Annotated in this window: 27 protein-coding genes; 2 read left to right on the forward strand and 25 right to left on the reverse strand. The window is 34.1% G+C overall.

Annotated elements, in window-relative coordinates; all coding sequences use genetic code 11:
- Positions 1-144 precede the first annotated feature (144 nt).
- Together MHB70_RS27355 and MHB70_RS27360 are read left to right on the forward strand one after the other, a co-directional pair.
- On the forward strand, positions 145-1,980 hold the full coding sequence (locus MHB70_RS27355; protein ID WP_061530345.1) for a DNA/RNA helicase domain-containing protein: 1,836 nt from the start codon (positions 145-147) through the stop codon (positions 1,978-1,980).
- Positions 1,981-2,215: 235 nt separating this feature from the next.
- Entirely contained in the window at positions 2,216-2,683 is a 468-nt protein-coding gene (locus MHB70_RS27360) for a DUF2691 family protein (RefSeq protein WP_061530344.1), read from the forward strand.
- A gap of 58 nt (positions 2,684-2,741) precedes the next feature.
- On the opposite strand, the gene MHB70_RS27365 is transcribed toward MHB70_RS27360, so the two are convergent.
- The 25 genes from MHB70_RS27365 to MHB70_RS27485 form a co-directional block, all read right to left on the reverse strand.
- Positions 2,742-3,788 (reverse strand): N-acetylmuramoyl-L-alanine amidase, encoded by a 1,047-nt coding sequence (locus MHB70_RS27365; protein ID WP_061530343.1) that lies wholly within the window; start codon positions 3,786-3,788, stop codon positions 2,742-2,744.
- Between the two features lie 91 nt (positions 3,789-3,879).
- The gene (locus tag MHB70_RS27370) at positions 3,880-4,368 is read right to left on the reverse strand and encodes a phage holin family protein (protein ID WP_061530342.1); all 489 of its coding nucleotides are present in this window, start codon (positions 4,366-4,368) and stop codon (positions 3,880-3,882) included.
- A 308-nt stretch (positions 4,369-4,676) separates the two neighbouring features.
- A complete protein-coding gene (locus MHB70_RS27375) occupies positions 4,677-5,597 on the reverse strand; it encodes a hypothetical protein (RefSeq protein ID WP_061530341.1) in 921 nt (306 codons plus the stop codon).
- A gap of 13 nt (positions 5,598-5,610) precedes the next feature.
- Positions 5,611-5,994: a hypothetical protein gene (locus MHB70_RS27380; RefSeq protein ID WP_061530340.1), complete on the reverse strand. Its 384-nt coding sequence runs from the start codon at positions 5,992-5,994 to the stop codon at positions 5,611-5,613.
- A gap of 9 nt (positions 5,995-6,003) precedes the next feature.
- Positions 6,004-7,923, reverse strand: a complete 1,920-nt coding sequence (locus MHB70_RS27385; RefSeq protein WP_061530453.1) for a hypothetical protein — start codon at positions 7,921-7,923, stop codon at positions 6,004-6,006.
- A gap of 11 nt (positions 7,924-7,934) precedes the next feature.
- On the reverse strand, positions 7,935-10,157 hold the full coding sequence (locus tag MHB70_RS27390) for a hypothetical protein (RefSeq protein ID WP_061530339.1): 2,223 nt from the start codon (positions 10,155-10,157) through the stop codon (positions 7,935-7,937).
- A 23-nt stretch (positions 10,158-10,180) separates the two neighbouring features.
- Positions 10,181-11,908, reverse strand: coding sequence for a hypothetical protein (locus MHB70_RS27395; RefSeq protein WP_061530338.1), 1,728 nt, complete (start codon positions 11,906-11,908; stop codon positions 10,181-10,183).
- Between the two features lie 13 nt (positions 11,909-11,921).
- Positions 11,922-13,259 (reverse strand): hypothetical protein, encoded by a 1,338-nt coding sequence (locus MHB70_RS27400; RefSeq protein WP_061530337.1) that lies wholly within the window; start codon positions 13,257-13,259, stop codon positions 11,922-11,924.
- Between the two features lie 13 nt (positions 13,260-13,272).
- Positions 13,273-13,650: a hypothetical protein gene (locus tag MHB70_RS27405; RefSeq protein WP_061530336.1), complete on the reverse strand. Its 378-nt coding sequence runs from the start codon at positions 13,648-13,650 to the stop codon at positions 13,273-13,275.
- 12 nt (positions 13,651-13,662) lie between these two features.
- Complete coding sequence (locus MHB70_RS27410; protein WP_061530335.1) at positions 13,663-14,037, reverse strand: hypothetical protein; 375 nt, start codon at positions 14,035-14,037, stop codon at positions 13,663-13,665.
- A gap of 44 nt (positions 14,038-14,081) precedes the next feature.
- A complete protein-coding gene (locus MHB70_RS27415; protein WP_016513542.1) occupies positions 14,082-14,465 on the reverse strand; it encodes a hypothetical protein in 384 nt (127 codons plus the stop codon).
- A gap of 10 nt (positions 14,466-14,475) precedes the next feature.
- Positions 14,476-16,020, reverse strand: coding sequence for a hypothetical protein (locus MHB70_RS27420; RefSeq protein ID WP_061530334.1), 1,545 nt, complete (start codon positions 16,018-16,020; stop codon positions 14,476-14,478).
- Complete coding sequence (locus tag MHB70_RS27425; RefSeq protein ID WP_061530333.1) at positions 16,017-16,700, reverse strand: hypothetical protein; 684 nt, start codon at positions 16,698-16,700, stop codon at positions 16,017-16,019. The genes MHB70_RS27420 and MHB70_RS27425 overlap by 4 nt, the downstream gene beginning before the upstream one ends.
- Positions 16,697-19,081, reverse strand: coding sequence for a phage tail protein (locus tag MHB70_RS27430; RefSeq protein ID WP_061530332.1), 2,385 nt, complete (start codon positions 19,079-19,081; stop codon positions 16,697-16,699). The genes MHB70_RS27425 and MHB70_RS27430 overlap by 4 nt, the downstream gene beginning before the upstream one ends.
- 18 nt (positions 19,082-19,099) lie before the next feature.
- Positions 19,100-19,516, reverse strand: a complete 417-nt coding sequence (locus MHB70_RS27435; RefSeq protein WP_061530331.1) for a hypothetical protein — start codon at positions 19,514-19,516, stop codon at positions 19,100-19,102.
- Entirely contained in the window at positions 19,495-19,992 is a 498-nt protein-coding gene (locus MHB70_RS27440; RefSeq protein WP_061530330.1) for a hypothetical protein, read from the reverse strand. The genes MHB70_RS27435 and MHB70_RS27440 overlap by 22 nt, the downstream gene beginning before the upstream one ends.
- A gap of 42 nt (positions 19,993-20,034) precedes the next feature.
- Positions 20,035-20,631 (reverse strand): hypothetical protein, encoded by a 597-nt coding sequence (locus MHB70_RS27445; RefSeq protein ID WP_061530329.1) that lies wholly within the window; start codon positions 20,629-20,631, stop codon positions 20,035-20,037.
- 12 nt (positions 20,632-20,643) lie between these two features.
- Positions 20,644-21,060 carry a hypothetical protein gene (locus MHB70_RS27450; protein ID WP_061530328.1) on the reverse strand — a complete coding sequence of 139 codons (417 nt, stop codon included), beginning with the start codon at positions 21,058-21,060 and terminating at the stop codon, positions 20,644-20,646.
- On the reverse strand, positions 21,057-21,473 hold the full coding sequence (locus MHB70_RS27455; RefSeq protein ID WP_033663286.1) for an HK97-gp10 family putative phage morphogenesis protein: 417 nt from the start codon (positions 21,471-21,473) through the stop codon (positions 21,057-21,059). The genes MHB70_RS27450 and MHB70_RS27455 overlap by 4 nt, the downstream gene beginning before the upstream one ends.
- A 1-nt stretch (position 21,474) precedes the next feature.
- A complete protein-coding gene (locus MHB70_RS27460) occupies positions 21,475-21,801 on the reverse strand; it encodes a hypothetical protein (protein ID WP_000392019.1) in 327 nt (108 codons plus the stop codon).
- A gap of 28 nt (positions 21,802-21,829) precedes the next feature.
- Positions 21,830-22,363 (reverse strand): hypothetical protein, encoded by a 534-nt coding sequence (locus tag MHB70_RS27465; protein ID WP_061530327.1) that lies wholly within the window; start codon positions 22,361-22,363, stop codon positions 21,830-21,832.
- Between the two features lie 13 nt (positions 22,364-22,376).
- Positions 22,377-22,541, reverse strand: a complete 165-nt coding sequence (locus tag MHB70_RS27470) for a YqbF domain-containing protein (protein WP_000691127.1) — start codon at positions 22,539-22,541, stop codon at positions 22,377-22,379.
- Positions 22,542-22,557: 16 nt separating this feature from the next.
- Entirely contained in the window at positions 22,558-23,538 is a 981-nt protein-coding gene (locus tag MHB70_RS27475) for a phage major capsid family protein (protein WP_061530326.1), read from the reverse strand.
- A 20-nt stretch (positions 23,539-23,558) separates the two neighbouring features.
- Positions 23,559-24,749: an XkdF-like putative serine protease domain-containing protein gene (locus tag MHB70_RS27480; protein WP_061530325.1), complete on the reverse strand. Its 1,191-nt coding sequence runs from the start codon at positions 24,747-24,749 to the stop codon at positions 23,559-23,561.
- A gap of 28 nt (positions 24,750-24,777) precedes the next feature.
- Positions 24,778-26,118, reverse strand: a complete 1,341-nt coding sequence (locus tag MHB70_RS27485; RefSeq protein ID WP_061530324.1) for a phage portal protein — start codon at positions 26,116-26,118, stop codon at positions 24,778-24,780.
- Positions 26,119-26,180 lie beyond the last annotated feature (62 nt).

A 26,180-nucleotide genomic window follows, 5' to 3' on the forward strand; every position in this document is an offset into this window, starting at 1 on the left:
ATTTCTTATGTATTAGATCATATATTGAAACACATTACTTTATGAAAAATACGGATTAACTCTTTCCTTATTCCAAACTAGTTATATTATTCCTTATAATAAGGATATACATATTTCTTAATACACCTCAAGGAGGCATTTATCTTGAATTATGGTTGGGCTGGAACTATTGAACAATTTAAAGAATTAGATTTAAAATTATTCATTAAACAATTGCAATATCATGTTTATAAAATCAATGCAAATGATTCTAAAATAGCTTCTCAAAAGAGAGCATGGATTGATAGTTACAATAAACTACAAGATTTATTTAATCGATTTCCTAATTTAGATGCATCACTTATTTTTGAATATGAGATTTTACGCGGAGGTGGCCGCCGTCCAGATATACTTTTATTAATCAATGGTTATTTGATAGTCATCGAGTGTAAAAGTTATAATCACGTTTCACCTTCTGAATACATTCAAACATCACTTTATATGCGTGATCTCCAGCATTATCACTCAGCTATTCAACAATCTAACATGCAAGTCATAGGTATTCTACTGCTTACAAACTATGAAGGTGAACAATGGGAATTCCAAAAAGATTATCAAGTAACCCTTTCAACAGTTGATGGATTGGAAAGTATTATTAAACGAATATTAGAGAAAACAGAAGTACAAACGTTGACGCTAGACGAAATAATCAATGGTTTCTATGAACCTTCACCTTCTATGCTAGAAGCTGCTCGTTCCATTTTACATAATGAACCACTCCCTGACATTAAAGCAATATCAAGCAGTAATTTTCCAAAAGTACAACAAACTATACGCACAATTATTCAAGAAGCACAAAATACAAATACCCATCACTTAATATTAGTATCTGGTGAGCCAGGGGCAGGTAAAACATATTTGGGTCTAACCATTGCACATGAAATGAAAAATGCAGTTTATTTATCTGGTAACGGGCCATTAGTAGACGTATTACAAGATACGTTAAAAAATAGAACGTTCGTACAAGGTCTATATGGATATAAAATGGATTTTCTGGAAAAGAAAATGATTCCAAAAGAACAAATTATCATTTTTGATGAGGCACAGCGAGCATGGGATACCAAAAAAGTCGACCAATCACTCACTCGAAGAAAGAGAGAAGCCCAGCACTTAAGTGAACCGGATATTATAATGAATATTACTACAAATAATAAGCCGTGGAGTGTAACAATTGGCTTAATTGGGGAAGGCCAAGAGATCTATTCTGGTGAAGAAGGCGGTCTCCCTCTGTGGAATACTGCGATTGCTGGAAAAAACGTGACTGTTCATTCTAAACACCCTAATTCTGTATTCACAAATGCAGCACATTATAAAACTCATTCTCAGCTACATTTAAACTCATCTTTCCGTGCTCATGCAGCTTTAAAATACTATGAAATTATTAATACTTTATTAGATATTAATTTTGAACAAACGAAAATGCTTATTCATAACCTACCAAAGGAACATTATCAACTTTTTATTACGCGTGATTTAGAAAAAGCAAAAATTACTTTAAACCAGCTTTATCAAGATGATACAAAAACAGTTGGTGTCGTCTGTGCTGGTGGCGCTGATCGTCAAAAAGAAGTCCCTGTTCTACCACTAGATGAAAGGTATGAAAGGCCTAGTAAAATCGCTCAATACTTTAACTATCCAGGGTCTCAATACTATTGTAAAAACCTTAACTACAGCGCAACTGAATTTCAAACACAAGGACTTGAACTAGATATGGCGCTCGTTCATTGGGATGATGATCTTTATCTACAGAATGGGGCTTGGAAGGGACAGCACTATCAATGGGGTGTCGAAGATCCGTTCCAAATTAAACTCAATGCATATAGAGTTATTTTAACAAGAGGTCGAGATGGAACAATTATTTACATACCACCAAAACCCATACTAGATGAGACTTGGAACTTACTTAAAAATCAATTAAAAATCCCTGAATTAATGTTTTAAAATCTATAATGATAGACTACATTCTAGATTCCCTCAGAATATAGTCTATTATTTTTCTATTTCACAGCAACCAGGGAATCATTCTTAAAAGACTTAAAACATTTGACTCTTATATGATAATAACGTTCTTTTAGAAGGGGTTTTCAAGAAAATATTGGTTAAAACAAAAAAAGCCGCCTCGATTAAGAGCCGGCAATTTCCTTAAATAATATAAATAAAGGGAGACTAGCATACAATGAATATAGGAATACATTTTCACGCTCCAGAAGATGAAAACTTTAATTTGTCCATATTAAAATTACTAGAACTTTTTAATTCTAACAATTTCATTTGGCAAATAGATACTGCCGAAATATACCTAAAAGATTCTCATGATAATTTTACATTTGAACAATTACTCGGCGACGAACGTTTCATAACTGAAAATAAGTTAAAACAAACCTTAATAAACAAAAAATACTTTTTAGTCTTCTTAACAATGTGCGCTTTTCCTGATATGAAAAAGAATAGCCCAACATGGATAAGAACAGCATCAGACTTTAATACTAGTGATTGTGAATTTTTACTGAGTATAGTTGATGGTTTTGATATTAGTATTTTATGCAAAGATAAGCACTTACTTCAGAAGTTACATCAACATGTTCAAGACCTAGGTTATTTAGATACTAAGTATTTAACAGAACGTACTGCAGGAACTTTTTAACTAGATCTTAAAAAGAAGGATTCAATACTCCTATTAAATCCTTCTTTTCCATTACTCACTACTTCACATTTACATAATAAGAACTAGCTGTAATATAGAACACATTACCTCTACTATTCTTCACTTTATATTGTGGTGAACCATTTACAGATACTTTATCAACGATAGTGAACCCTAAACCTTCACCGACAGTTCCTACAACATCTCTATCAGCCCAAGAAGCTTTTGAATAGAATCGTAAGTCATTCACTTTAGAGACTACACGTTTACCTTCCACAGATGAAGATTCTTCTTTATAGCGAATGTACGATGAATCGTTATAAACCCACTGATTCCCTCCAAGATTCAACCAGTTTCCTACTTTACCCCAGACTTTATATGATTCACCCTTTTGTAGCTTACGAATGACATCATTGCTTGTGGATGGTCCAGATCGAAGGTTTACATTTAAACCATCGATATAAGCTACTCCCGTTACATCCGTTACACTTTCAGATAGTTGTTGTGGTTTTACTTCCACAGTGACAGAATGACCATTATATGCTTTTAAAACATCAGAACGGAATTGAGCTTCTGATACACCATGTGAAGCAAGATACCCCTGTGGATCCTCATGATCTGTACCGCCTAATTTGTATGTGATATCTTTATGAGTCCATAATCCAACACTCGGATGGATATTTCTATCTTTTAAAATTTTCGCAAGTAACTTTACATATCTTTCATACGATTTTTTGAATTTAATTGGGTCACTAGTCTCAGAAAGTTCTACATGTACAAATCTAGCATTTGCTGCTGGACCTGCACCCCATGCACGATATTTAGTAGAAGCGATTTGAATTGTTTCATCCCAATCCGTTGCATAATGAACGAATGCATTTCTCCATGTTCTAGCTTCATAATTTCTAATATTGATGGCAGGTGCTTCTGGTGTCGCTGTGGAATGTGCTACTACTCCCTCATATGTACCCACACCATATCTGTATCCTTGCTTAGGTAAATCTGGAATAATCATTTCTCTATCTGCAAAAGCACTTGCAGAAAAAGAAAATAAAATAATACACATGATAAATAACGCGCTACATTGTTTCATTAATTTTTTCATTTCTTATTTTCCCCTTTAATATTTGCATAAATAAAAAGAGCACCTCAATTGAGACTGCTCCTTTTGCTATCATTTTTATATTTGTCTTTATTTAATTTTTTTCTTTTCTAGATTTTGATCTTCTAATTTTCGCCTCTATTTCAGAAGATACACTTTCTAACAACCAAGTAGGAATCCATTTATCCCAGCCAATCCGTACACAATTGGCTGTAAAACTATTAAAAATATGATAAATTAAACCACCCGTTACCATAAAAAAGAAAAATTCTGGTAGTTTAAATGCAATATCAAATAAATGCGCTAAAGAAGGTAATAAAAAAAGCACCACAGTTCGTGCAATGCCCTCAATTCCATATTGTGATGAATACGTACCATCTAATTTTGAAGCCTTACTACCAGTTATCCAATCTAATATAACTACCCATACCAAAATGATAATCCAAATTAAATTCATCTTCCCATACAGAAAACTAAATAATGTTCCTAATCCACAACTTATAACACCACCTACTTTAAATTGAGTACTTGTAATAACATCACTTATATTCAATACTTTTATGAGTTCGTGAATTCTTTCCAAGTCCTCACCTCCTTTCAAATTTTAGTCATAATAAAAAAGCCTACTGTTGTAAGCTTAGAATTTACATATTTAGTCTCTTCCAACAATGCTCTAATGGTTCTTGGCGAGGGTAGCTCACTTCTTGTTTTGAATCATTATTTACTATTAAATCCTCACAAAAAATCATTCCGTTTCGTTTTAGAGGTTTTCTACTTCCGATAAAAAAAATATCGTCAATAATTTTGCCGCTTCTTTGAACTAAATTTCTCTTTAATGATAGGAATTCAGGCTCAAAAATAATACCTTTAAAGACAGTAATGATAATCACCTCATTCAATACGGAATGCTAACGAAGCAGGTAAGGAACCATAACTACCAGTTGCATTTATATATTTATATTTATGAATTTCGTTATTTCTTTCAATCTCTAATATGTCACCATTTACTATTTGCGAATTACTAGTTTGATATATTCCTTCTAGCTTACCACGAACACCATAACTATCTGATAAAATATAAAACGGAGATAGTAGAAAGGTATTATCGATATTTGGATTTAATCCTGTAGGTATTTGCAGCCAAGTACTACGATATGATTGTGACATAGTTGTATCGTTAGATCCTTTTGGGCGATTAAAAGTAAGGCCATTGTTACTGGTTGAATAATTTCCACTCCAAGCACTAGCGTACCAAACTAAAGCACGTGTATATGGTTCATGTTTTTCTTCTAGCATTAATCCCCCTAGTGCCCCAATATATGTAACTGCAGGAGCTAATCTTGTGCTTATAGGTGGAATTGTACAGGTTATAAATTTTTCCTTATCAACAAATAGATAGAATTCAATTTCAGTATCTATAGCAATTTGAGGACCATTTGAAGCGAATCCATCATTGTAATTCCTTCCCCGGAACCAACTAGTCGGCCAAGATTGATCGGAACTAGTCCCACGGCCTTTCTCTTTATCGTATCCATAACAAAATTTAAAGAAGGCATCAGAATATATCGTTGATCTAACGTCAAAATCTATTTTTTTGGGGCTTTCCTCCATATTCCTTCCATCATATGGTATAAGTTCGATATAAATATTTTTTTTACCATCATTGCCATTCGAATACATAACATAGACATCATTTGAAGTTGATTTTCCTTCATTTATCTGTTTCCAGCCAACACGTAACATCTCGTTAATAACCAGATTAAATATATCCTTTTTTAACGGTGTGAATCTTTTAAAAATATGTTCTTCCATAAAAGACACTCCTTTATTTTAAACTTACTGCTTTAATAATTAACGTAAATAAGGCCGGTTCATTTCCTTTGTTTTCAATATACAAATGTGCAGAACTTGTTGTATCTTTATCTTCGCAAGGAATGGCTAATATATCGTAAGTCTTCTTTTCTTGAAGACTCTTATATATCTGCAGACCATCCTTTTTCTTATCAAAAATTGTAGTGATAGCTTCAACGTTCTTGCTGTTTGTTACATGTATAGTTCGAATGTCAAATTTATTAAATTCCATATTAATTGAAAGGTATTGAGTTTGTCCTTTTTGTACAAGTATTTGCTCAGATTTTTCAATAAGTACAGGGGATGAACTATCACCTGTACTTCCTTTGGAACGATTAATTTTCATTTCAGTACCCATATAAACACCTCAATCATGTTGCAATTTAATGTTAAATAAAATAGGCTCAAAACCAATGTAGTTTAAATCTTTAGTTACCAGCACCCAAAATTCCCCATAACTATTTGCACCTATTTTATCTATTGTAATTTGATCTGCCCAAGTTGATTTATCTAACGAAATATCTGCCCAGGTATACCCTACCTTTTCCATGTATTGCTCAATAGAAAGTTTGAGATTTTGAACTGCTACAGAATTTTCGTTTTGGACAATCATTTTAATGATTCTTTTTCCCTCGATCATATAGCCTAAATCAGTTGAATCAGTATCGTTTAATTCTTTAGAGTCCATTATGATCTTTATAGGGGAACCCATATTATAGATGTCACCGCCATAAAATAGAGTTTTCTTTTCTGCAATAAGTCTATTTTGTTCATCGTAAACTTCAATGGACCCTTGAAACTCTAAAGATGGTAAGTTTATATCTATACCGGTATTTAATTTGCCCACTTGATTAATAGATAGTGTAGTGCCATTTTCATCTTTTAAAATTACTCTGTTATTTGGGAACAGTTGTCTTAACTTTAATTTGTGGCCACTCGTGATAATGATACGATCAATATCTAGTGGCTTGTATGGATCTGCGACACCTTTCTTTAATACAACACCGATTTTAGTCGCTTCTAATTTATCGCTATCTGCATAATCAAAGGTAGCATCTACCTTGCTGTAAAAGTTCCATTGTTCACCAGTAGAAGTCGCAAGCCATTCCCTGTGTTCTTTAGAACTATTAATAGAATGAGATTCAAGAAATTCTATTTTATTATCAGCGTTTTGATAGATAATCAATCCGCCCTTATCCCCTTCAACATCAGGAGTATAATCAGCGATGACTTGTATTGCTATATCTCCCTGCGGCTTATCGATTAATAACATTACATCTCTATCAGCCGAATGATTCAATCTCATAAAGCCTTTTCTCGCAGCAATACTAAATGAATCCGAAGGTGATATAATCCATTCCGGGTTTATAGAATTAAAATCATCTACGAGGATTTTTCCACTTTGCTTTTTGTATAACGAAACTTTTGGTCTAGGCGGCAACAACTTTCCGAGATCATCGATATCTAAGGCATCTAAAGTACTCGTATCATCTGCATATAAGACCACATTATGAGTTGCGTACTGTAGATCGTTTTTTTCATATAAGAGAATAGAATATTCCCCCCAAGAATCGGGATCATCCATCGTATAAGAACCACAAATTTCACCATCTATCTCGACATAAACAGTGCCAGTCCAATATCTATTAGTACCACCTATTATACGAAGCTTACTACCCTCAAATGAGAAACTTATTTTTGATTTACCACTACAAACATGGTATTTACCGGAATAAGCGGCTGCAGAAGATAAATTTATTTGCCAATTACCTTCATACGTAATAAAAGAATTGTTATCATCATAACGCTTCCAACCTGGTTCTGGTTCTTTTAGAATATCCCCTATCTTAATAGGAGGAGGAATTATATCTCCTCTTAAGATATCAAACGCATCCATTTCCATATAACTCCCCGTTAGTTTAATCGTATGAACTCCCTCAGACAACCCTACCTTTTCATAAAATAACACTTGGTTTTTAATCATCAAAAAGTTACCTGATGAATAGCTCCCTGAGGGAATTCCATCTATCTCAACAAAAACATCTGGTGATCTATTCATTTGCTGGGTGGTAATTACTCGAATACCTGTACCATTAAACGAAAATTCTACAGAACCTTTGCTTGGATCATCACGTTGACACATTTGTGTTTCGTTGTAACTATTTGGTACTACGCCCCTTGAAAGTAAATACCAGTTTGTCCCTTTGTAAGAAATAAGGGGGGTTGTATCATCGAATCGTTTCCAACCTGGTTCTGGTTGCTTTAAAATATCCCCGATTTTCGCCATTTTATTTCTCCCTATCTTGTTTTCTTCCAATTAGAATTTGTCCACCATGAAGAACGGCTATGACGTAACCATAATTTTGGTTTTTCTTTTTGAACTTTTCTATTTTCATCAACTTCAATGATTTCAGTAGGGTAAATATCATTAACAAGAAAATCATCAAATTGCATGTACTCTGAATCAATGAATTTATTAATAATAAACCTTTCACTTTCGTTAATTTCAGTATTAATTCCAAGAACTTTCTCGAATGGTTCAAATTCCTCTACTGAACTTTCTATGCAAGAATCACTATTAAATCGCTCGAATTCTTCTATATCAGTTGCTACACGTACATTTCTATCAAATGTATCTAGTTCTTGTAATAAAGACTGCTTTGCAAGTGTGTCAGCAGCATCATAATCATTAGCGATTTGTGAATCTAATTCTAATACAGGTCTTTTAAAATCTATTATTCCGGAAACATCCGTCATGATATTTGGTGCGTAACGCTCCATATCAATGGTATCAACGATTCCAGAATTTATAGTAACTTTAGAACGATCCATTATATCGGACAACACTGTCATTGCTTGTAACTCCCGTTGAACCCTTGCGAATAATTCATAATCAGGTAAATAAACAGGTAGTCCCATACCTTCAAATAAATCCATCTCTTCATTTTTGGCTTCTAATTCGATAATACTTCTATCTGCTGTAGAGGATTCTCCCTCTATAACATCAATTTGTTTGGTTTCTCGTGCGCTCAATTCATCTGTTGTAATGTATGAATGGATATTTTGTGATTTCCTATTAAATTCCCGTGATTCAATGGAATCTGTTATTATTTCTGATAATACTTTGTGAGCATTGGTTTCATTGTCTAGTATGTTATGGATTAGTTCAATTTCACGAGTAGCACTATCAAATTCAATAATGTTTTCTACAATAAGATCCCGAGTTAAAATAAAATCACCTGAAGAATCGACTACATCAATAGGAAGTTCACGGCTCTTATTATCCATCAGTTCCATTCCTTCGATAGAATTCCCGATTAATTCATTTGTAACTCGAATTGATTGTGTCTCATCTTCAATTTCACTTTCATGACATGAGTGAATTTTATTTGCGTGTTCATAAAGCACAGAGGATGCTATCACTTCATTTTGAATTCTTTTGGCATCTTCTATATCAAAGGTTTCTAGTTTTAAAGATAAGTTTTTTCGCATTGATGTTTCATAGATTACAACTGCTGCTATTGTTTCTATCTGTTCTCTTTCAGCTAATTCGAATGATATTGAACCCCCGTCAACTTGAAAAATATTTCTATCTGCAGTATCAAATTTTGCATAGTCTGCTTTTAATTCTCTTTGGATTCTTGCAAATAGATCATAATCAGGTAAATAAACGGGTAGTCCCAGATCGTTAAATAGATCATATTCTTCATAAGAAGCAGCCACTTCATGAATACATCTATCCGCCATTTCTAAAGGATTTGTTGTTACCACAGCTAACTCTTTAATTACAATCTCACCCGTGTCATTCTCAAACGTACTTGACTGCAATTCTTTCTCTTTTCGGTCTGCTAATATACTTTCGTAGAATTTTTCTCCATACAATACACGAGCTACTTTTACCCATTCGGGAAGTTCTTCTACTTCTGTAGCAAACTCACGAATTTTCTTATGAAGAAGCTCTTCTTCTATGACTTCATTCATTTCATATTCATCTGTAGTTCTAGACATAATAGATTCATTTACAATTGTAATTTCATGTGTATCAAATGGTTTATCTACAAGTTCTTCTTTCACATGGTCCATATCAAAAATACGTCTACGCTGCTTTGCTGACTCATCATCTGTAATATCTATTGCAAAGCATTTTGAATGTAAGGAGTGTTCCATTTCAGAAATATCTATATTAACGTTACGGTCTATACTAAAAGCGTTTAATGTTGTCATACTTGCTTCAACTTCAATGTCCTTGGAAGCCCGGTTAATTACATCAGAGAAGACACCTTTAATCCTATTTACTTTTGTTGCAAATACATCAGCAGAATCTTCTTTAACAGCTTTAAACCTTGAATTAGGCGGCATACTTACAGGAAACTCATGCTCGTTTTTCCCAAAAGGATTATTAATTGAAATTGAAATACAATAAGTCTTTTCATATGGTAGACCTGGACTAACAGAAACTATATGATTTTTTTCATTTATAAATAAAGAAGGGGCAGCAATTGAATATTTTTTCTCATTCATCTTTTGCCTTCCCCCTTTCTTGTTTAAATATCTTCTTTATAGATTGCTAAGCCAATTGGATTGAACGGCGAAAACTTACTTGTGAATGGAGAAACCGCTGTTGTTGGCAATGTGTAGCGATATAATTGCGCCATTTGATAATTAGCTAGAATTTCACCACCAGGGAATTCCTTAAAAATTACGGTTTTATCATCCGGATTATAGTCATAAGCCGTTTTAGGAACTTCCTTACAATCCATGAATAGATTCAATGTATCTCCTTTTGGTTTGTGCTCTAAATGGAATATCTTTTTAGTTCCATCACCTTTACCAATCACTTCATCTGTTACAGTTTTTTCAATTTCAAGCTCGTCTGCTTGTTGAATATTTTTTGGATGTACAGCATATACATCGTCAAGTTTCCCTACATATCCATCATTAGGGTGTACGATATAAATTTGTGATAAATGGTATTTACCGCTATACATAGAAGGGTTAAATCTCCCTTGGCCACTATCGATATCGGCATTATGAGTAATAAACGCAAGGTAATGCTGCTGATACATAGACCCGGTTAAAGATTGGGACAAAACAGGCGTAAGATTTCCACCGGTTGTGTTTTCACCATAGTCCATATTTGCATTACCGATTTTTTTGGTAGAATTGTTGAATTCTTCTCCAGAACGGCAGCCGCCCATAATAATTAAATTCTTTTGCGGTTTATTATCAAATGTATACATTCTTCCGATGTACAATGGAACAAACAAAGCTCGTACAGGGCTTGGTGTTGGATCGATTCGCATAAACATTACAACACGATCTTTGTGAGCGTTACCGTACATGTAAACAACAGAATCACGTTTCCAATCTTTTGTGAATCTTTGCTCGGGTGTCAAACTTAGTACTGTATATGGAGAAGCATTCACAAAATTGATAGATGTAAAGATTTCAGCTAGGACTTTAGATGTACTTTGTACGTCAAATGATGTCTTTGCGGCTAGTATTTCTGTTACATCGCTACCGTTACTAGATTCTAGCAAACGTGTGCCTGCAATTTTTATGTTATCTGCACTTGCAGGAGCAACTTTGAAAATAATAGTATCACCTGTAAATGTATAGTTATTTGTATCTAAAATTGTTCCGTTTTTGTATACTGCAAAACGGCTTTCATCAAAATCTGGGTATGGTAATTTAAAGGCTGTTTTTGTGCCATTACCATTCCCTAAATCTGCATCTGAATCACTAATTTTCACTTCTTTCTCAATAAAGTATCGAGTGTAAGTAAAGAAAATAATATCATTCGTTGGCTCATATGCATCGTTAGCTAAACGATATTCCCCTGTCACTCTAGCTCCTTTAGCTACTGGTGTATTAAATTTAATTAATCCGGTTCGACCATCCACTGTATAAGTGTTTTTTTCTTGATAGATACTATTTATATAAATAGATAACGAACTCGCAATGATTGGAGAAGTAGGAATAATAAAGTTTGTTTTTTCCCCATCTCCCACTCCAAAATCCCCTAATCGTGATTCTGTGGCTACATATCTGGAATCTGCGAAATCTGAATCAGCAGTATCATATGCAACTGCAAAACCAAATCTTCTACGCTCCAAATCACTTCCAGTGGATTCAAATAATCGGACATCAATAAATTTGCTGGTTTCTCTCCGGATACGGAAAAATAGATCACGTTTCCATCCGTGATCTATAAATAACTTTTCTAATTCAGTAGGCAAGGTTTGTAAATTTACAATTTTATCGAACCACATTTATATTCATCCCCTATATTGTTTTCTCGAAAATACCTAACCCTGCTGGGCGATATGCAGTAGCTGGCATTTTTGTAATTGGTGAAATTGCATCTACGGTAAAGAATCTGTAGATATCATGCGTATCTGGGCATGTATTTTGTCTAACTTTTAATTTATCTCCATTTAACAATCCTAGCGGAGAAAGAAGGACAACATAAGGCATATAACCGCGCACCCCTTCATCTGGATGTACAATATAAGCCCTAGAAGTATGAACCCTACCGCTATATAAAGATGGATTGAATTGATACTTATATTCGTCATTATCGTGGCTTTGCCACGCTGTAGGATATTGGCCACCATTAGCACCTTTTCGATCGGGTGGCATAATATTACTCGGTATATTCCATGCAATATAATGCGCTTGGTACCTTGCACCAAAACGAGAACGTTTAATAATTACGTTATCAATGCCGTTACCTGGCGATTTAGGGTATTGCTTTGTGCGTGGCATATAGCTAGATACATCCCTAAATGGCGTTTTACTTTCAAAATTAAAACTGTGAGAAGAGCTTTCTCCACCTTCATCGTAAGCAGTTCCAGCCCAAAGAGCATCCGCTATAGTGTCATCATTTGCATAGCTTTCTAATCGTCCCATGTATACCGGAGTTACAGGGACAGTATTATTCTCAAATGCGGGAGTTTTATCTGCTTGTATTAATAAGACAACCCTATCTTTATCAATTTGCCCTGTAATACGTACTAAAGAATCTGGCCACCAATTTGTATCAGCGTCTATATTTAGCAATTTAGGATTCCTTAAAGTCGATTTAACCCAAGGCGACATCATTAAATCTGGATTATCTGTATATTCATAAACGGTATATGTATAAGGTCCGTTGTTGGAGTGTCCCGTTTTTTCTATAGCTTTCACCTCAGCCAATTCAACATCCATAATAGACTGGAATTCTTTATTGTCTTCTGCTCCCATAATAATTACACTATCCTCTAGATAACTTGGAAGCTTTTCAATCATATACAAATACATGCATGAACGATCTTTATATTGTGGGTTGTTTTCTAAATATGTCTTAAATTCGGTTTTTCCCTCTGGCTTAGAAAAATCAATGTTTAATTTAGACTTTGTAGTCCATTTCCAAGCTTGGACAATTCCGTATAAACCACCATCGTTATTTTTTAAAACCACATGCTTCGCAGCCCAATATTTATGTTCAGGTTCCTCTGATTTAGTAGCTTTATAAATTGTTTTATAAAAGCTACTTACTTTCTTCCATCCATTTGCAACCATGGTGTTTACTAACTCCATATGAAATTCTGCTTCTGATACTATTTTTTCAATATATGCCATAGGTTTCACGCTCCTAATCTCTTAATAGTTGATAATTCAGCTTTACTACTTTGGATGTGCCGGTTATATTGTGGTATTCGAACTTTAATACGGCGTTAGCCGGAATAGGCCTAATAATAGAAAAATTGAACCCTTCTGGTACATCTTTTACATAAACATTTTTAAATATTTGTTTCCCATCGATAAATAGATTCCAATAATCACGATCACTATAACTTGATGCAGCTATAGAAAATGCAATTAACTCTGTATCGAATGGTAGTGAGAATTCATCTTTTTTTATTGAATCATCTATTCCAATTCTTCTACCTTCTATATACGGTTCCGTTTTTGTAGGGAAATAAGGAGCGTCAAATCTACCGCCCGCCATATACGTAACAGCAAAACTCATGATACCCCTCCTTTATGATAAAAAATGCAATTCAAACCATACTGTTTTATCAAGAATACCTTGATTTTTAAATGAAAATTGAACAGTACTTCCTGCTGCTAAAGGTTTATAAACCATGAAGTGCATACCTTCGGGAATATCCTTGGTATATATGTTTTTACAAATCGTTTTACCATTCACGACTAAGCTCCATTTATCATCTAATTCATATATAGATGCACTTACACTTATTGCATACAGCTCCATATCTGCAGGTAAAGTATATGTAGTTTCATTTGTTTGGAACGAAAAAGAATCCATAATAAAACCAGGTATAAATGGTTCTGTTTTTGTTGGATGAAAAGGTGGATCTAATCGACCACCAGCTAAATAGGTTGTTTCAAACAAGAGTAATCACCCTTTTTCTTGTATTAAAAAATTCCCGTGCATCATTACGACACATCGGGAATTGTTAAATCAGATAGTATACCGTTACCTTTATTAAGAAGTCTCGGCTGCACACGCTCTAATTGCTTTTGTGCATTGTATATTAATTGTATCTCCATTTCTTTTCCTGTTACTTTATGAGAGACAAGAACCTTTTCTAGCATGCTGTGTGCATTAAAAGCTAAATCATAGTGTAAATATTTATCTCCATCGACTGCAGATAAACGAGCACCATCACGAATAAGCGTATATCCTTCGGTCATGCCTTCTTTAAATACGTCATTTGGATCATTACCAGGAATCGGTTTTCCACCGCTGTAAAATTCCCTATCAATTAACCCTTTCATTAAATACATAATAGGATCATATAAGTTCTTTTGCATTATCATTGAATCACCCCTAATTTACCCTCGTAACAGACCAAGTTTTTGCTGGTCGTTGGATATAATAGTGATCTTTGTTTTGATTTACCCTAGGAAATGATAAATCTGGTAACGAACCATAATCAAACAAGATATTATTTTGCGTATCCAATACTTGCAAACGTCCTGTAAGAATTCCTTTAGGATTCCGAACTGCTTCAAATACGATAATATTCACGCCATATTCAAGCGGAATATCAACATACGTCGGGTTATTTCGGATGAAATAATTTTCTTCGATTAATTTATCATTACAGTAAATATTTAATAAATCGCCATCCTCTACATCCCAATCCCAAAGTTTTAAACGTAATGTATCTACATTTACTGTAATACCAGTTATATCTGTATATGGAGCTGGTTCATACCCATAGTTAACAGATAAATCTAAAGTTTGATAGAATCCATCATCAGCAGATATCATGGTATTAATTCCTTTAACAAAGTAGTTCCATTGTTGCCCAGAATCTCTATTGTAAACAGAAACCACATCGAATAATTGAATCCTAGGATCTCCAATGACCGCTACAGTTAATGTTCTGAACTTCTGGATTGCTTTTAAATGATAAGCTGCAGCAACCGCTCTTCTTGCAAAAAACGTTGTCGCCCAGGGAACTTCTATCATTTCCTCTCGTAAATCACCCTGCGATACATTTTTTAATAGAAACGAATTAAGAAATCCGTTTGCATAATCTCCACATTTAACAACAATGCTGTTACTTATATCCTGGTCAGTTAGCTGCATATCTAAAGAGATAAGGTTTTCGCCTTCTCTAAAACTAAACTTTGCAGGCTCATTAATTGCATAGTCTGGCATTTTCATAAATGTACAACTTCCGTCTGGTTCGTGTTTAATATAATGGAATGTTGTATCTATGATATCGCGAACAATCTCATCCCATTTTTGAAATCTCTTTCCTGTTGCTCCTTCAATAATCCAGCTTTGATTTGTACCGGGAATGTTTACCCTACTTCCGTGTAATGTAACTCCTGCTTTTTCAAGGAAGAATTTCACTACATCATACACATTACCGGTAGGTGCAACAATTTCATCTGATCCCCGCGTTGGAATTACTGATTTTTGTAGAACCTTTTTATAAGATGTTGTGCAGGTAACTGATATTGTGCCGCTTTCAGCATTCACCTTTACGTCAGATACAAAACCATGTATATACGGTAAAGCTTCTTCACCATAACCGATAGAAACCTTAAACTCAGTCTGCGGATATAATTGGTTTGTGTTTGATACTTCACTGTTGTAAAACCATTCTTGAATGGAAGAAAACTTACCATACCAGTTATCAGGTGCCATTTGCCCATATTCATTAGCAAAGGTAATAGAAAATGTACTTGCGAACTGATCTGCGTTCTCCTGCACTTCCAGGCTCATTACACGATGTTGTATTTGTACATAAGAAGAAGATTCTCTTTTTTTCATATAAACAATTAAATTAGGAGCATTATTCCCCACTTGGAAATAGCTCCCCAACATTCTGATTAAAGAAATAGATCCTTCTCTCACATTCCATCAACTCCAATACCAGCTTGTGACATAGATATTAATTTACACTTTGCTATTACTAGCGTTCCTTTACGTATTGCATCAACTTCATTAGGCGGAATAATACCACCGTAGGTACCGTAATCACCTGTAATAATATGAGGGCGATATATTTCACTCATGAATTCACGCCAATGACTGATATCATTGAATAAAGCAGTAAATTCTACTTCACATCCTTTATTACCAGTACTTTGGTAACGAGGATATCCATGCATAACATTGTAATTTTTTAATCCGTTTAAGGATTTAGGCATTTTCGTTTGTTCAATCATTGCAATTGTAGGTATAGGTCCATATGCATGATAATAAACATCACGCAAATAGGCTACGTTAGAAGAACCGTAACCGCTTGTTGTAAATTCAATTGTTTGTGGCCCTGAGCCAACAAAAATTTCTCTTGCTTCCCAGGCATAAGCACCTCTTGCTCTAAATTTTTCAATACCATTTACCCGAACAATAAAGTATTTATCTGGTAACATACCATCAGAACCAATTGGAACTTGGGACATAAAAGAAAAGTTATATGTCCCAGGCCATGAAAAATTAATAGTATATTTAATTGTACTTTTTAATTCTGTAGCATCCCATAAGAGATGATATGAACCAGCTCTTCTATGCAATGTTTTTAATATACTCATACATTCCGCACCGCCATTCCCATTAGATCGTCAGCAACTACGTTTTGTAGTAATTTTCTCATTTTCACAAAATCCTCTGCGGTTTGCAATTTTTCAACAGCAACCTTGAATGTAGCATTTTGAATTGTAACACCTTTATCTGTTTTCTTTTCAACAGAAGAGTGCCCCGCAAATGGATGTGCAGCTTTTCCAATCATATCAGCAGAATGTGCCCCCATTTGTCCAATTCGGGTAGATACATCCGTTACTAGTTGCATCGGTTTCGGTGGAACAACCGCTTTATTTAACAATCCAGAAGCCTTGTCCACAGCCGGGATCATTTTTTCCATCCCTACTCCAAGACCTTCTGTAATATATCCGCCGTACTCCATCATTAGACGAGAAGGAGATTTTATACCAAAGAAATTTTTAATTGCTTTTGGTATTCCGTCTACAACGCCTTTAGCTTTATCAACAACCCAGCCAGCCATAGATGTCATACCTTTACCAATACCAGCAATAATATCTTTCCCCCAGCTTACAGCGTCGTTTGCTATCCCCTTAACTATAGAACCAACTTTACTGAATACATCCTTTACTGTATCAACAACGCCGTCAAACGCTCCGACGATAGCTTTTTTAATTGCTGCAAAGTTACTTACTATGAAATCTTTAATAGCACCAACAACACTAAATATTGTGTTTTTTATCTTATTAAAGTTATCCACCACAAAGTTAACAAATGTCCGAACAGCAACTATTATTGTTTCTTTAATAAAATTCCATGCGGTTACAATAATAGACTTTACGATATCCATTACAGTCGTAATTGTGTTTTTAATAAAATGAAATGCTGTAACCACAAAATTCTTTATGGACTCTAATACAGTTATAAAAATTGTTTTAATTACATTCCAAATCGTAGAAACAACCGTTTTTATTCCATTCATTACAGTCGTAATTATGCTATGAATTGTTTGAAACACACTACTTACAACTGATTTTAAGAAGTTTAATACAGTCGTAAAAACTACCTTTATTCCATTCCACACTGTAGAAATGAAGGTTTTTATCCCATTCATCACAGTCGTAATTATGCTGCGAATTGCTTGAAATGCACCACTTATAAATGATTTCAAAAAGTTTAGCACCGTCGTAAAAACTGTTTTTATAATATCCCAGCCAGTTTTAAAAATATTTTGCCATGTTTTAATAGCAGTAGAAATATAACTTTTAATAAATTCTAAAGCAAACTTAACAACACTTTTTATTACGTTTAGCACTATATTAAATATCGTTTTTATTAAATTCCAACCAATTTCAAATGTCTTTTTCCATATGTTGATATACATTGTAATTACAGTGGTAATTATTTTCCATGCCCCGCTAAGTATTTTATCTATAAACGATACCGCAGATTGGAATACTTTTTTTGTTCCTTCCCAAAAACTTGAGAAAAACTTTGACAAGCTATCCCATACTGACTTCGCAACTTTAACGATAGCATCCCAGCCTTTAGAACAAATATCACTGACCCATTGTACTGCCTGCTTTGTATATTTCACAATTGAATCCCAATTTTTATACAGCACATATACTAAAGCAACCATTGCAATTATCGCAAAACCCCATGGGCTTAATACTAATGAAAACATTGATTTTCCAAGACCAGTCAATATCTGTGCAAACTCACTAAAAACTTTAATAAGTTTTAAGGCATCTTTAATAATCGCCGTAATTGCACCCGGTATTTGCATTAATGTTTTAACTATATTTACAAGGCCACCAATGATTTCACTCGCCTTAGATATAAGACTAGAAACAGATTTGATTAACTCAACCGTTTGTTTCAACGATGGTATTACTATATTAGAAATCTTCACGACTTGTTGAGCGATAGGTTGAATAGTTCCAGCCAAACTCTTTGCATCTTTTTCAGTTAATCCCAGCATATCCTGTAGTTTTTTTTGAGAACCTTCCACATCGTTAGCAAATTGTAAAGCTTTGCTATTGACTTGTTCTATCGGTTTTGTGACTTTATTTGAAATAGTGTCACCAAACGTTTGCATTTGCTTGCTAATATTCCCAAGAGAATCTGCTGATTTTTGGATTTTTTCTTGCATTGTATTAGAGGCTTTTTGCACTCTCTCTTCAAACTTTTCTACACCTTTATATGCCTGATCCGCTTTGTTACCAATCTTCCCAAAAACATTGGTCGCCCCGCTACCAAATTTTTGAATTTGGCCATTTATTTGATTAAGTACTTCTGCTGGTTTTTGAAATTTTTCTTGTATGTTCTTAGAAGCCTTTTGTAAACTTTCCTCAAACTTTGCTAAATCCTTATAAGCTTCATCTGCTTTAATTCCAATTGTACCGAACAACTGGAATACTTCTGTAAACATTCACTCCCCCCTTTCTAACTAGGAAGTTTTTTGTTCCTTATCGTCTTCAAACTGAAACTCTGCAATCAGCTTATTTGCATGGTCGATACATTCCTCTTTGGACCAAACTTCCAAAGTCTCATTTTCTTCCCCATCCGACCTAGATTCCGTAAGTCCAAAAGCTTGCAAATAGTCATGAAAAGTTGTTCCTTCTTCTAATTGCCTTGTTTGAAATCCGATAAAGGCCATCTTTTTCCATTCATTTAATTCTTCTTGTTGCTCTTCCTGACTAATAAAAGAAAATAAGTCCATTAAACGAGAATACGGTATGGATAAGACATAATCATCTGTCCATCCATACCGTTTTTGGACTTTATCAAAAGCCCTTAGCATATTTTGCTCTGTTTCTTCTATGTATTTATTAGAATCATTTTCTACATTTTTTGTTTGTTCCACTTGAGACTTTGAGATTTGATTAGACCCTTGACCTGATTGAAAAAAGACATTAAATCTTCACTTTCTAATAATCCTTCAATAACTGCTACCATAGCTTCTGGTGGTAACTGATCGAATTCTTCACGCTTAATCTGTAATAGACTAGAGAAAAATTCTGAAAACTCATCTTCACATTCCGGAATCATAGACAATAATTGAAAGACAAACTCTAAACCCTTTTCTTTTTGTTGTTTTTCAATTTCATTTAACTGTTCTTGTTGCTCTTCATTCATTTGGGCTAATTTGATTTTTTCATCGTTTTCATTCTTTTCTTTCCCAAACTCCATAAAATCAGTCATTGCATGACGACCAACTTTAGAAATAATCTTAGTAAAACGCCAAACATCTTTTACATTTAAACGTCTCATCTTCATCTTCTGACCTGAAATTGTAATTTCTGTACTATTATGCATCATTTTTTCTAGCATTGTTGTCATATTTAATATCTCCTTTTATGACCTAAAAATAAAACCTACAACTTATTTACTTGTTGTAGGTAGTTTAGGTGCTTTTTTCTTTGGTAAATAAATTTCATAAGGGGGTGTATTAGGCGAATTTTCGCTATAATGACCAATAAATTTGCATTTAAGTCCTACAGTTCCTTTACCATCTTTTAAATCAATTTCTACAGAAGAAACTACCATTGCATTTCGGATAACAAAAATAACCGGAATATCACTTCCTGAAACTACACCTACTATTGCAATATCACTATAACTTGTGTCTTTAATTTCATTGGTTGGTTTTACAATGTTATAATCGTTATCAGTCGTACTATCTACATCTACGCCTGGTAGAGCTAACTCTAAATTTTCTTTCGTAAACTCTACAAGTGTAACCTCCATATGTGGTTCATCTTTTAATAGCCATTTTCCGCGAACTAGTTTTCCTAAAACACCATCAATATCAGCATCATAGTATTCTCTAGTAAACCCCACTTTACATCCACCTGTAGTAGCTCCTAGCATCTCACCTAGGTCTTTTACACTTTTAAAACCTTTATACATTACACCCGGTCCAATAACAAAATTATCAGTTGTACCCTCACGTACACCATTAATAAGCTTCCAACTCATTTTTTTCCCTCCTTAATATAATTCCATTCTTCCTACCCGTACAAGAAACTTAATACTAATATGAATAATTGATGGATCTTCATCTGGAACTGTAATACTGCCTGCTCGATGAATTGTAATAATACCAGAATCTCTTAACAATCCCGCTTCTCTGTCTAACAAATGTTCTATTCGCCTTGAAATTACATCTGCTTTTTCATAATCACCTTGGCCACAATATATATCAAAAGTGAGGATCATACGATCAATTACCTCTATATCATCCGGATTATTAGATTCAATTCTCATTACCGCATAAGGCATTTTCATATCTTTTTGTGCAGTTTGAAATGTAAGAGCGGGCTCTCCTTCATATTTCGATAGATTACTTTGCACAATTGTATCTTTCTCAATAATATTTCTGATTGTTGCAATCGCTTTTGTCGTCATTGTTCTCCTCCCAATGTCCTTTTTAATTCCCCACGCTCTTTTTCAAACGTTTTTAAGAAAAAAGGTCGGGCTTCTACAGTACTTGTACCATTTTCGACATACACCGCTCTTTTTAATTGACTTCCAATCGTTCCTACTACTTCGGTATCTGTAATATGTAAGCCATATTTAATAGAATCTTGTAATTCTCCCGTTCTAGAAGCAAATGTCTCTCCTGGTTTTGAAGCAATATATGTGCGACTCGATCGTGGAATTTTATACTTCACGCCATTGTGACTACCTGATACTGTTTGTTTCATTTCTCGTTGCAGTTGATTGCAAGCACTTATAATTCTTTCTACCATTATTTTATTAAGTTGTTCTTTAACCTGTTCTACATTACGTGTAACCATGAATTCCGATGTATTCGTCATTTTATTCCAACAACTCACAATACAATTCAATATGGTGATTTAAAAATGATGGATTTCTTGGTTCTCCTCTTACCTCAAATACATAATCATGAAAATAGATTACATCATTTGTATGGATGTTATGTTCTGCAGAAGTATAAATTTTAAAATTCGGCTCAAAATTTTGTTTATTTCTTTTTAACCTTTCATTATCTACCGCTGTGTGTGTTGTTACACGACACTTCATTCTTTCATAAATAATGACAGGCTCTTCTTTAAAATTTCCTGCCGGCTGTTTTACCTTTTGATTCCTTTTCACAGTTACTTCATGTATATATAATTCTTCCATATCTAATGTTCACAGCCTATTCTTTCATTCATAATGCTATTAAAGGGTTTCTACTTCGGTATTTTTTTAGTACTTTTAAAACCTTTTTATTAACAGTTTCCTCATCTAGCGATTCAATATTTATTTCATATGAGTAATCTCCGATATTTGCTGATTTTTTCATATTTTCATATTGTAGATTTGTTCGAATTACCGCATAACACGTCATATCGATGATGCATTTTTTCATTAAAGTCAAAAGCCCATCATAATCTTGTATTGTATACTCAAATTCATATAATTGATTCTCACTTAAACCATATACAGTGCAACCATCAGAAAAAACTGAACTGGTAACTTCTTCTCCAGAGCCAATATGGATTACCTTAATCAAATTTTCTGCTCGAAAAGAAAGCCAAGCCAATTTACTTGTTCTAACTTTCTCTTTCATTGGGTTACTTGGCTTACTTTTCAAGTAGTTTTTAGTAATCAATTCATATTGACTAATGAGCTCCTGGATTACCGTATCGGGCATTCGTTGAACATTCACCCTGTTCTTTATGTCCTGTACAGTAATTTCCATCCTTCCACCTCTTTTACTTCTCTTTCTTTTTAACCTCTATACTATCTATTAACTTAAAATGTCCTGTACTCAGTAAATAGTTTGCTTTCTCATTTGCAACCTTTTCCTTCACTCCGTTAAAAAAAGTATAGCCATATGCAGTATATGTACCGCCTAATTTCAATTCTATAATCTTCATATGCAAATTATCTTACTTAATTTCCAAATTTATCAGGAATATTAGTAAGAATTGCTACTGCGTCCATTTCTTGAATAACTGCATCATCATCCAAATGAATAACATAGAATCGCTTATCTTCCATAACAGCAGATTTACCTTCTACAGTCTTACGAACTCGCGTGTCATACGTATTTACCGCAATAAAGTTTTTAGGATCTGCAAAAATAATTACATCATCTTGAATAGAAGGGACTGTGACAATCTCATACCCCAACGGCTTATTAACTTGATCCCCTGTACCTAATAACGCAGCATCGCCTAAGCCAGTTGAACGAGTTGTTAAATATTCAATCCACTTCTCTCTACGAGCAGGTGACATAATCCACTTTAAACCTTCATTTTTATATTTATTAGGCATCGCCTTAGATAAATTAAAGATCGAGTCTTTACTAAACCCAGCGCTAGCTTCAGCATCTCCCGTTCCCGTCACTAATTTAAGATGATCGACAATATGAGATTTACTTGATTGTTTAATTTGTTTTAACCAGCCATCATTAATTTGAAGAAATGGGTCCTCTGAAGTTACATCCCCATTCCAATGCAGATCTTCAAGGTCAATACCTAACTGAGTTGACATTAATGTCATAACAGTATCTTCATATCCTTCACCTTCGATATTTTCTCGAAGTAACTCCTCCGTTATCTCCCATGGTAAACGAATAGAAACTGTATCATATTCAACTTTCGACGTTTCTACACCTGCTCGATAGCCATCATCACTATTTTCCACTTTCCTACGTAAAATTCGACCACCGATTGCAATTTTATCTAATTCACCTTTTTTCGCTTTACGAATCTCTTTGCGATGCAATTGAGAAAATGGAGTTGCATCAAATACCATTCGGAAAAATTCTTTACTTTGTTCCGGATATAATAGCCCCGCTTTCATTCCTCCTGTTGTCATTGTACTCTTTTCAATTCGTTCAATACGTGCTAATAATTCTTTATTATTCATAAATTCATTTCTCCTTATCTTTATAGATCTAATCCTACCCATTTATTTACTGGTTTTCTCATCTCGTTTGTTGGCTTGGCATCGGCCCCAAGACTTTTACGAACTTGTGCTGATCGCTCAATTACTTCAAGTCTCTTTGAAATGGGATCTATTACCTTCTGAATAAATTCACTTGTCTTTTTAGATTCTCTGTCATTTCCTAATTCATTGGTATCATGAGTTGATTCAAGTTCTTTATTTAACTGTTCTTCCAACTCCTGTAACCTCTCGAGAAAAGGACCCATTTCTCTCTTTACAATGTCTTTAATTTCATCTAAATTTTGGTCTATGTTTTTTTGCAACTTATTTTCTTTAATTTGGTTCATCAAAGAAATCATTTCATCAAATTTTTTATCATTTTTCTTATATAAGATTGTGCCTACTTCATTCATGGAATTAATTGTAATATCTTCCGGTGCGAAATCTGTATCACCACCCTTCATTGTATTTAAAATGTCCTTCATTTCATCTAAGGTGGAAACCATACGCTTAATATCTACATTTCCCTCCCAAATCCCAACATAAAATACATCTTCAAACAAATTAAATACCTTTTGCATCTTAGAGTTTTGTTTATTATTTAATGACTGATTATCCATCTCCTGAGTTTGTTCCTCGTCATACTGTGACTTAAAAAAACTAAACATCTTACGAATTACACCTTTCTCATCTTGTGTAAACTCATCCATTTGTGGCATCTCCATTCTTTCTCCAACCCCTCCCATCGAAAAGCCTGTGATTTTCCCTTTTTTGATTTCTTTCCATGTTTCACTATCGTCTACTCGAACAGTCATAAGCCATGTTCCTTTTTTAATATTTTGTTTTCCAACAACCGTATTATTTTTAGAAATCCAGCTTTCTACTACTGTTCCTTTTCCTGCCAACTCGTCATGGTTTTTATCTATGTATCTATATTTCTCTAAAAAATTATAAGCCGCTCTTTCAATTTCCTCAGCCGTCATGATATCACCATGTGCATCTTCTATATTGGGTTCATAAACAACCCCTGTTACAAGTTGTTTTTCATCTTCCCTCTTTAAAATAGGAACATTTTTCAAAACATTAGAGCCATTCATGTTCATACCCTTCATAATTGCAAATGGCCTACCATTAGCCCCCTTTGTTACTAATGAAACATAACTAATTTCTACATTTTTCAATTCATTTGGCATAATATATTCCTACTTTCTAGCAAGACTACTAAATAGAATTTGAATCTTCATTTAAAAATTTATCTCCTTCTAGAACTGGTTCGTATCCAATGACCTTTCGGCATTCATTTCTTGTTAATATACTCTTTTCGTATCCATCTATTGCATATTGCATATCACTCGCTCGATCATCTGTATCAATTTCATTTAATTGAAACTGCCAGTCCAATTCCCCTAATGTCCCTGTAAACTCTTTAAATAATTGTGTATTTAATCGATGTTCTAAAATTTGTTGACCTGGTTCAATAATTGATCGTTTATACATTTCATTCATTTCTTTTGCTGTCGTCTGCCCAAGTGATCCTGTCATAGCCCAACCAATTCTATATGGTGGCACCCGATGAGCTACACAAATTTCCATAGCATTATCTTGACGATATAAACGAAAGCTCGCTTCTTTGACATCAGGCCCTAATTTCTCTAAACGAGCTTTTGCTCCTTCAGGGACAGGAACAACCGCTAACTTATGATGTTCTCCTTTTGTTTCAACAGAGAAAAATGTTTTTAATTCTCTTTCAACTGAATCATCTATTTCATCAACACCCTCAACAAACAAAACAGCATCTGGAATTGTTTTACCAGTGAAATAATTAATATTGTAATCTCTTACAGCTTGTGATCCTACAATGGAACCAATAGAACTCACATAATCGGGAATACCATAATATGATGATCTAGAACCAAATTTACGAATTACAATAACTTCACCAGCTTTTTCTTCAGTGTCTAATAACGAGTTTTCATCTAAGCTATCACTAATCGTTTCTCCATCTACTAACCTAAAATCATATGGATAACTAAATCGTTTAAACCATCTCTCCTCATTATTTACAATTTGCGCAAATCGAATCTTATCTTTATGCGCACGTACCGTATGTGCTGGAATATGGTGAAGCTGCGCTGGTTCTCCTTTCAAGTTACGAACAACCTCTATAATTCCCCAACCTACAGTTTCATAATCCTCCCAAACTGCCCTAAGTATTTCGCTACTTGTCATTTCATTGTTGCAATATCTCATAAAACGTTTTAATTCCTTATATTGTTCTTGATTTGCCTCTGTCACTTCATCTAGCGGTGCAAAATCAAATCCCATACCAGCAATATCATTTACTTTTGCACTAATACATGCCGAGTGAATAGGGTTACTTTCTCTCAAATTTAATAATACTTGCATATCATATGGAGGCTTTACTAGTTCTTTATCACCGTACACTTGTGCAAACGGATCAATTGCCATTTGTTTACTTTGAAGTTCCTCATTACGTAAAGTCATCTCACGACTTTGTACTTTAAGTACTTTCACATTCTTAATTGCTTTTTTCTCAACCATAAAACCTATGCCTCCTTTCATATACAAATTATTTATTCAATGTTTTTCATAAAAACTTTACC

It is taken from the genome of Bacillus sp. FSL M7-1020 (assembly GCF_038050415.1).
In the GTDB taxonomy this organism is placed as follows: domain Bacteria; phylum Bacillota; class Bacilli; order Bacillales; family Bacillaceae_G; genus Bacillus_A; species Bacillus_A toyonensis.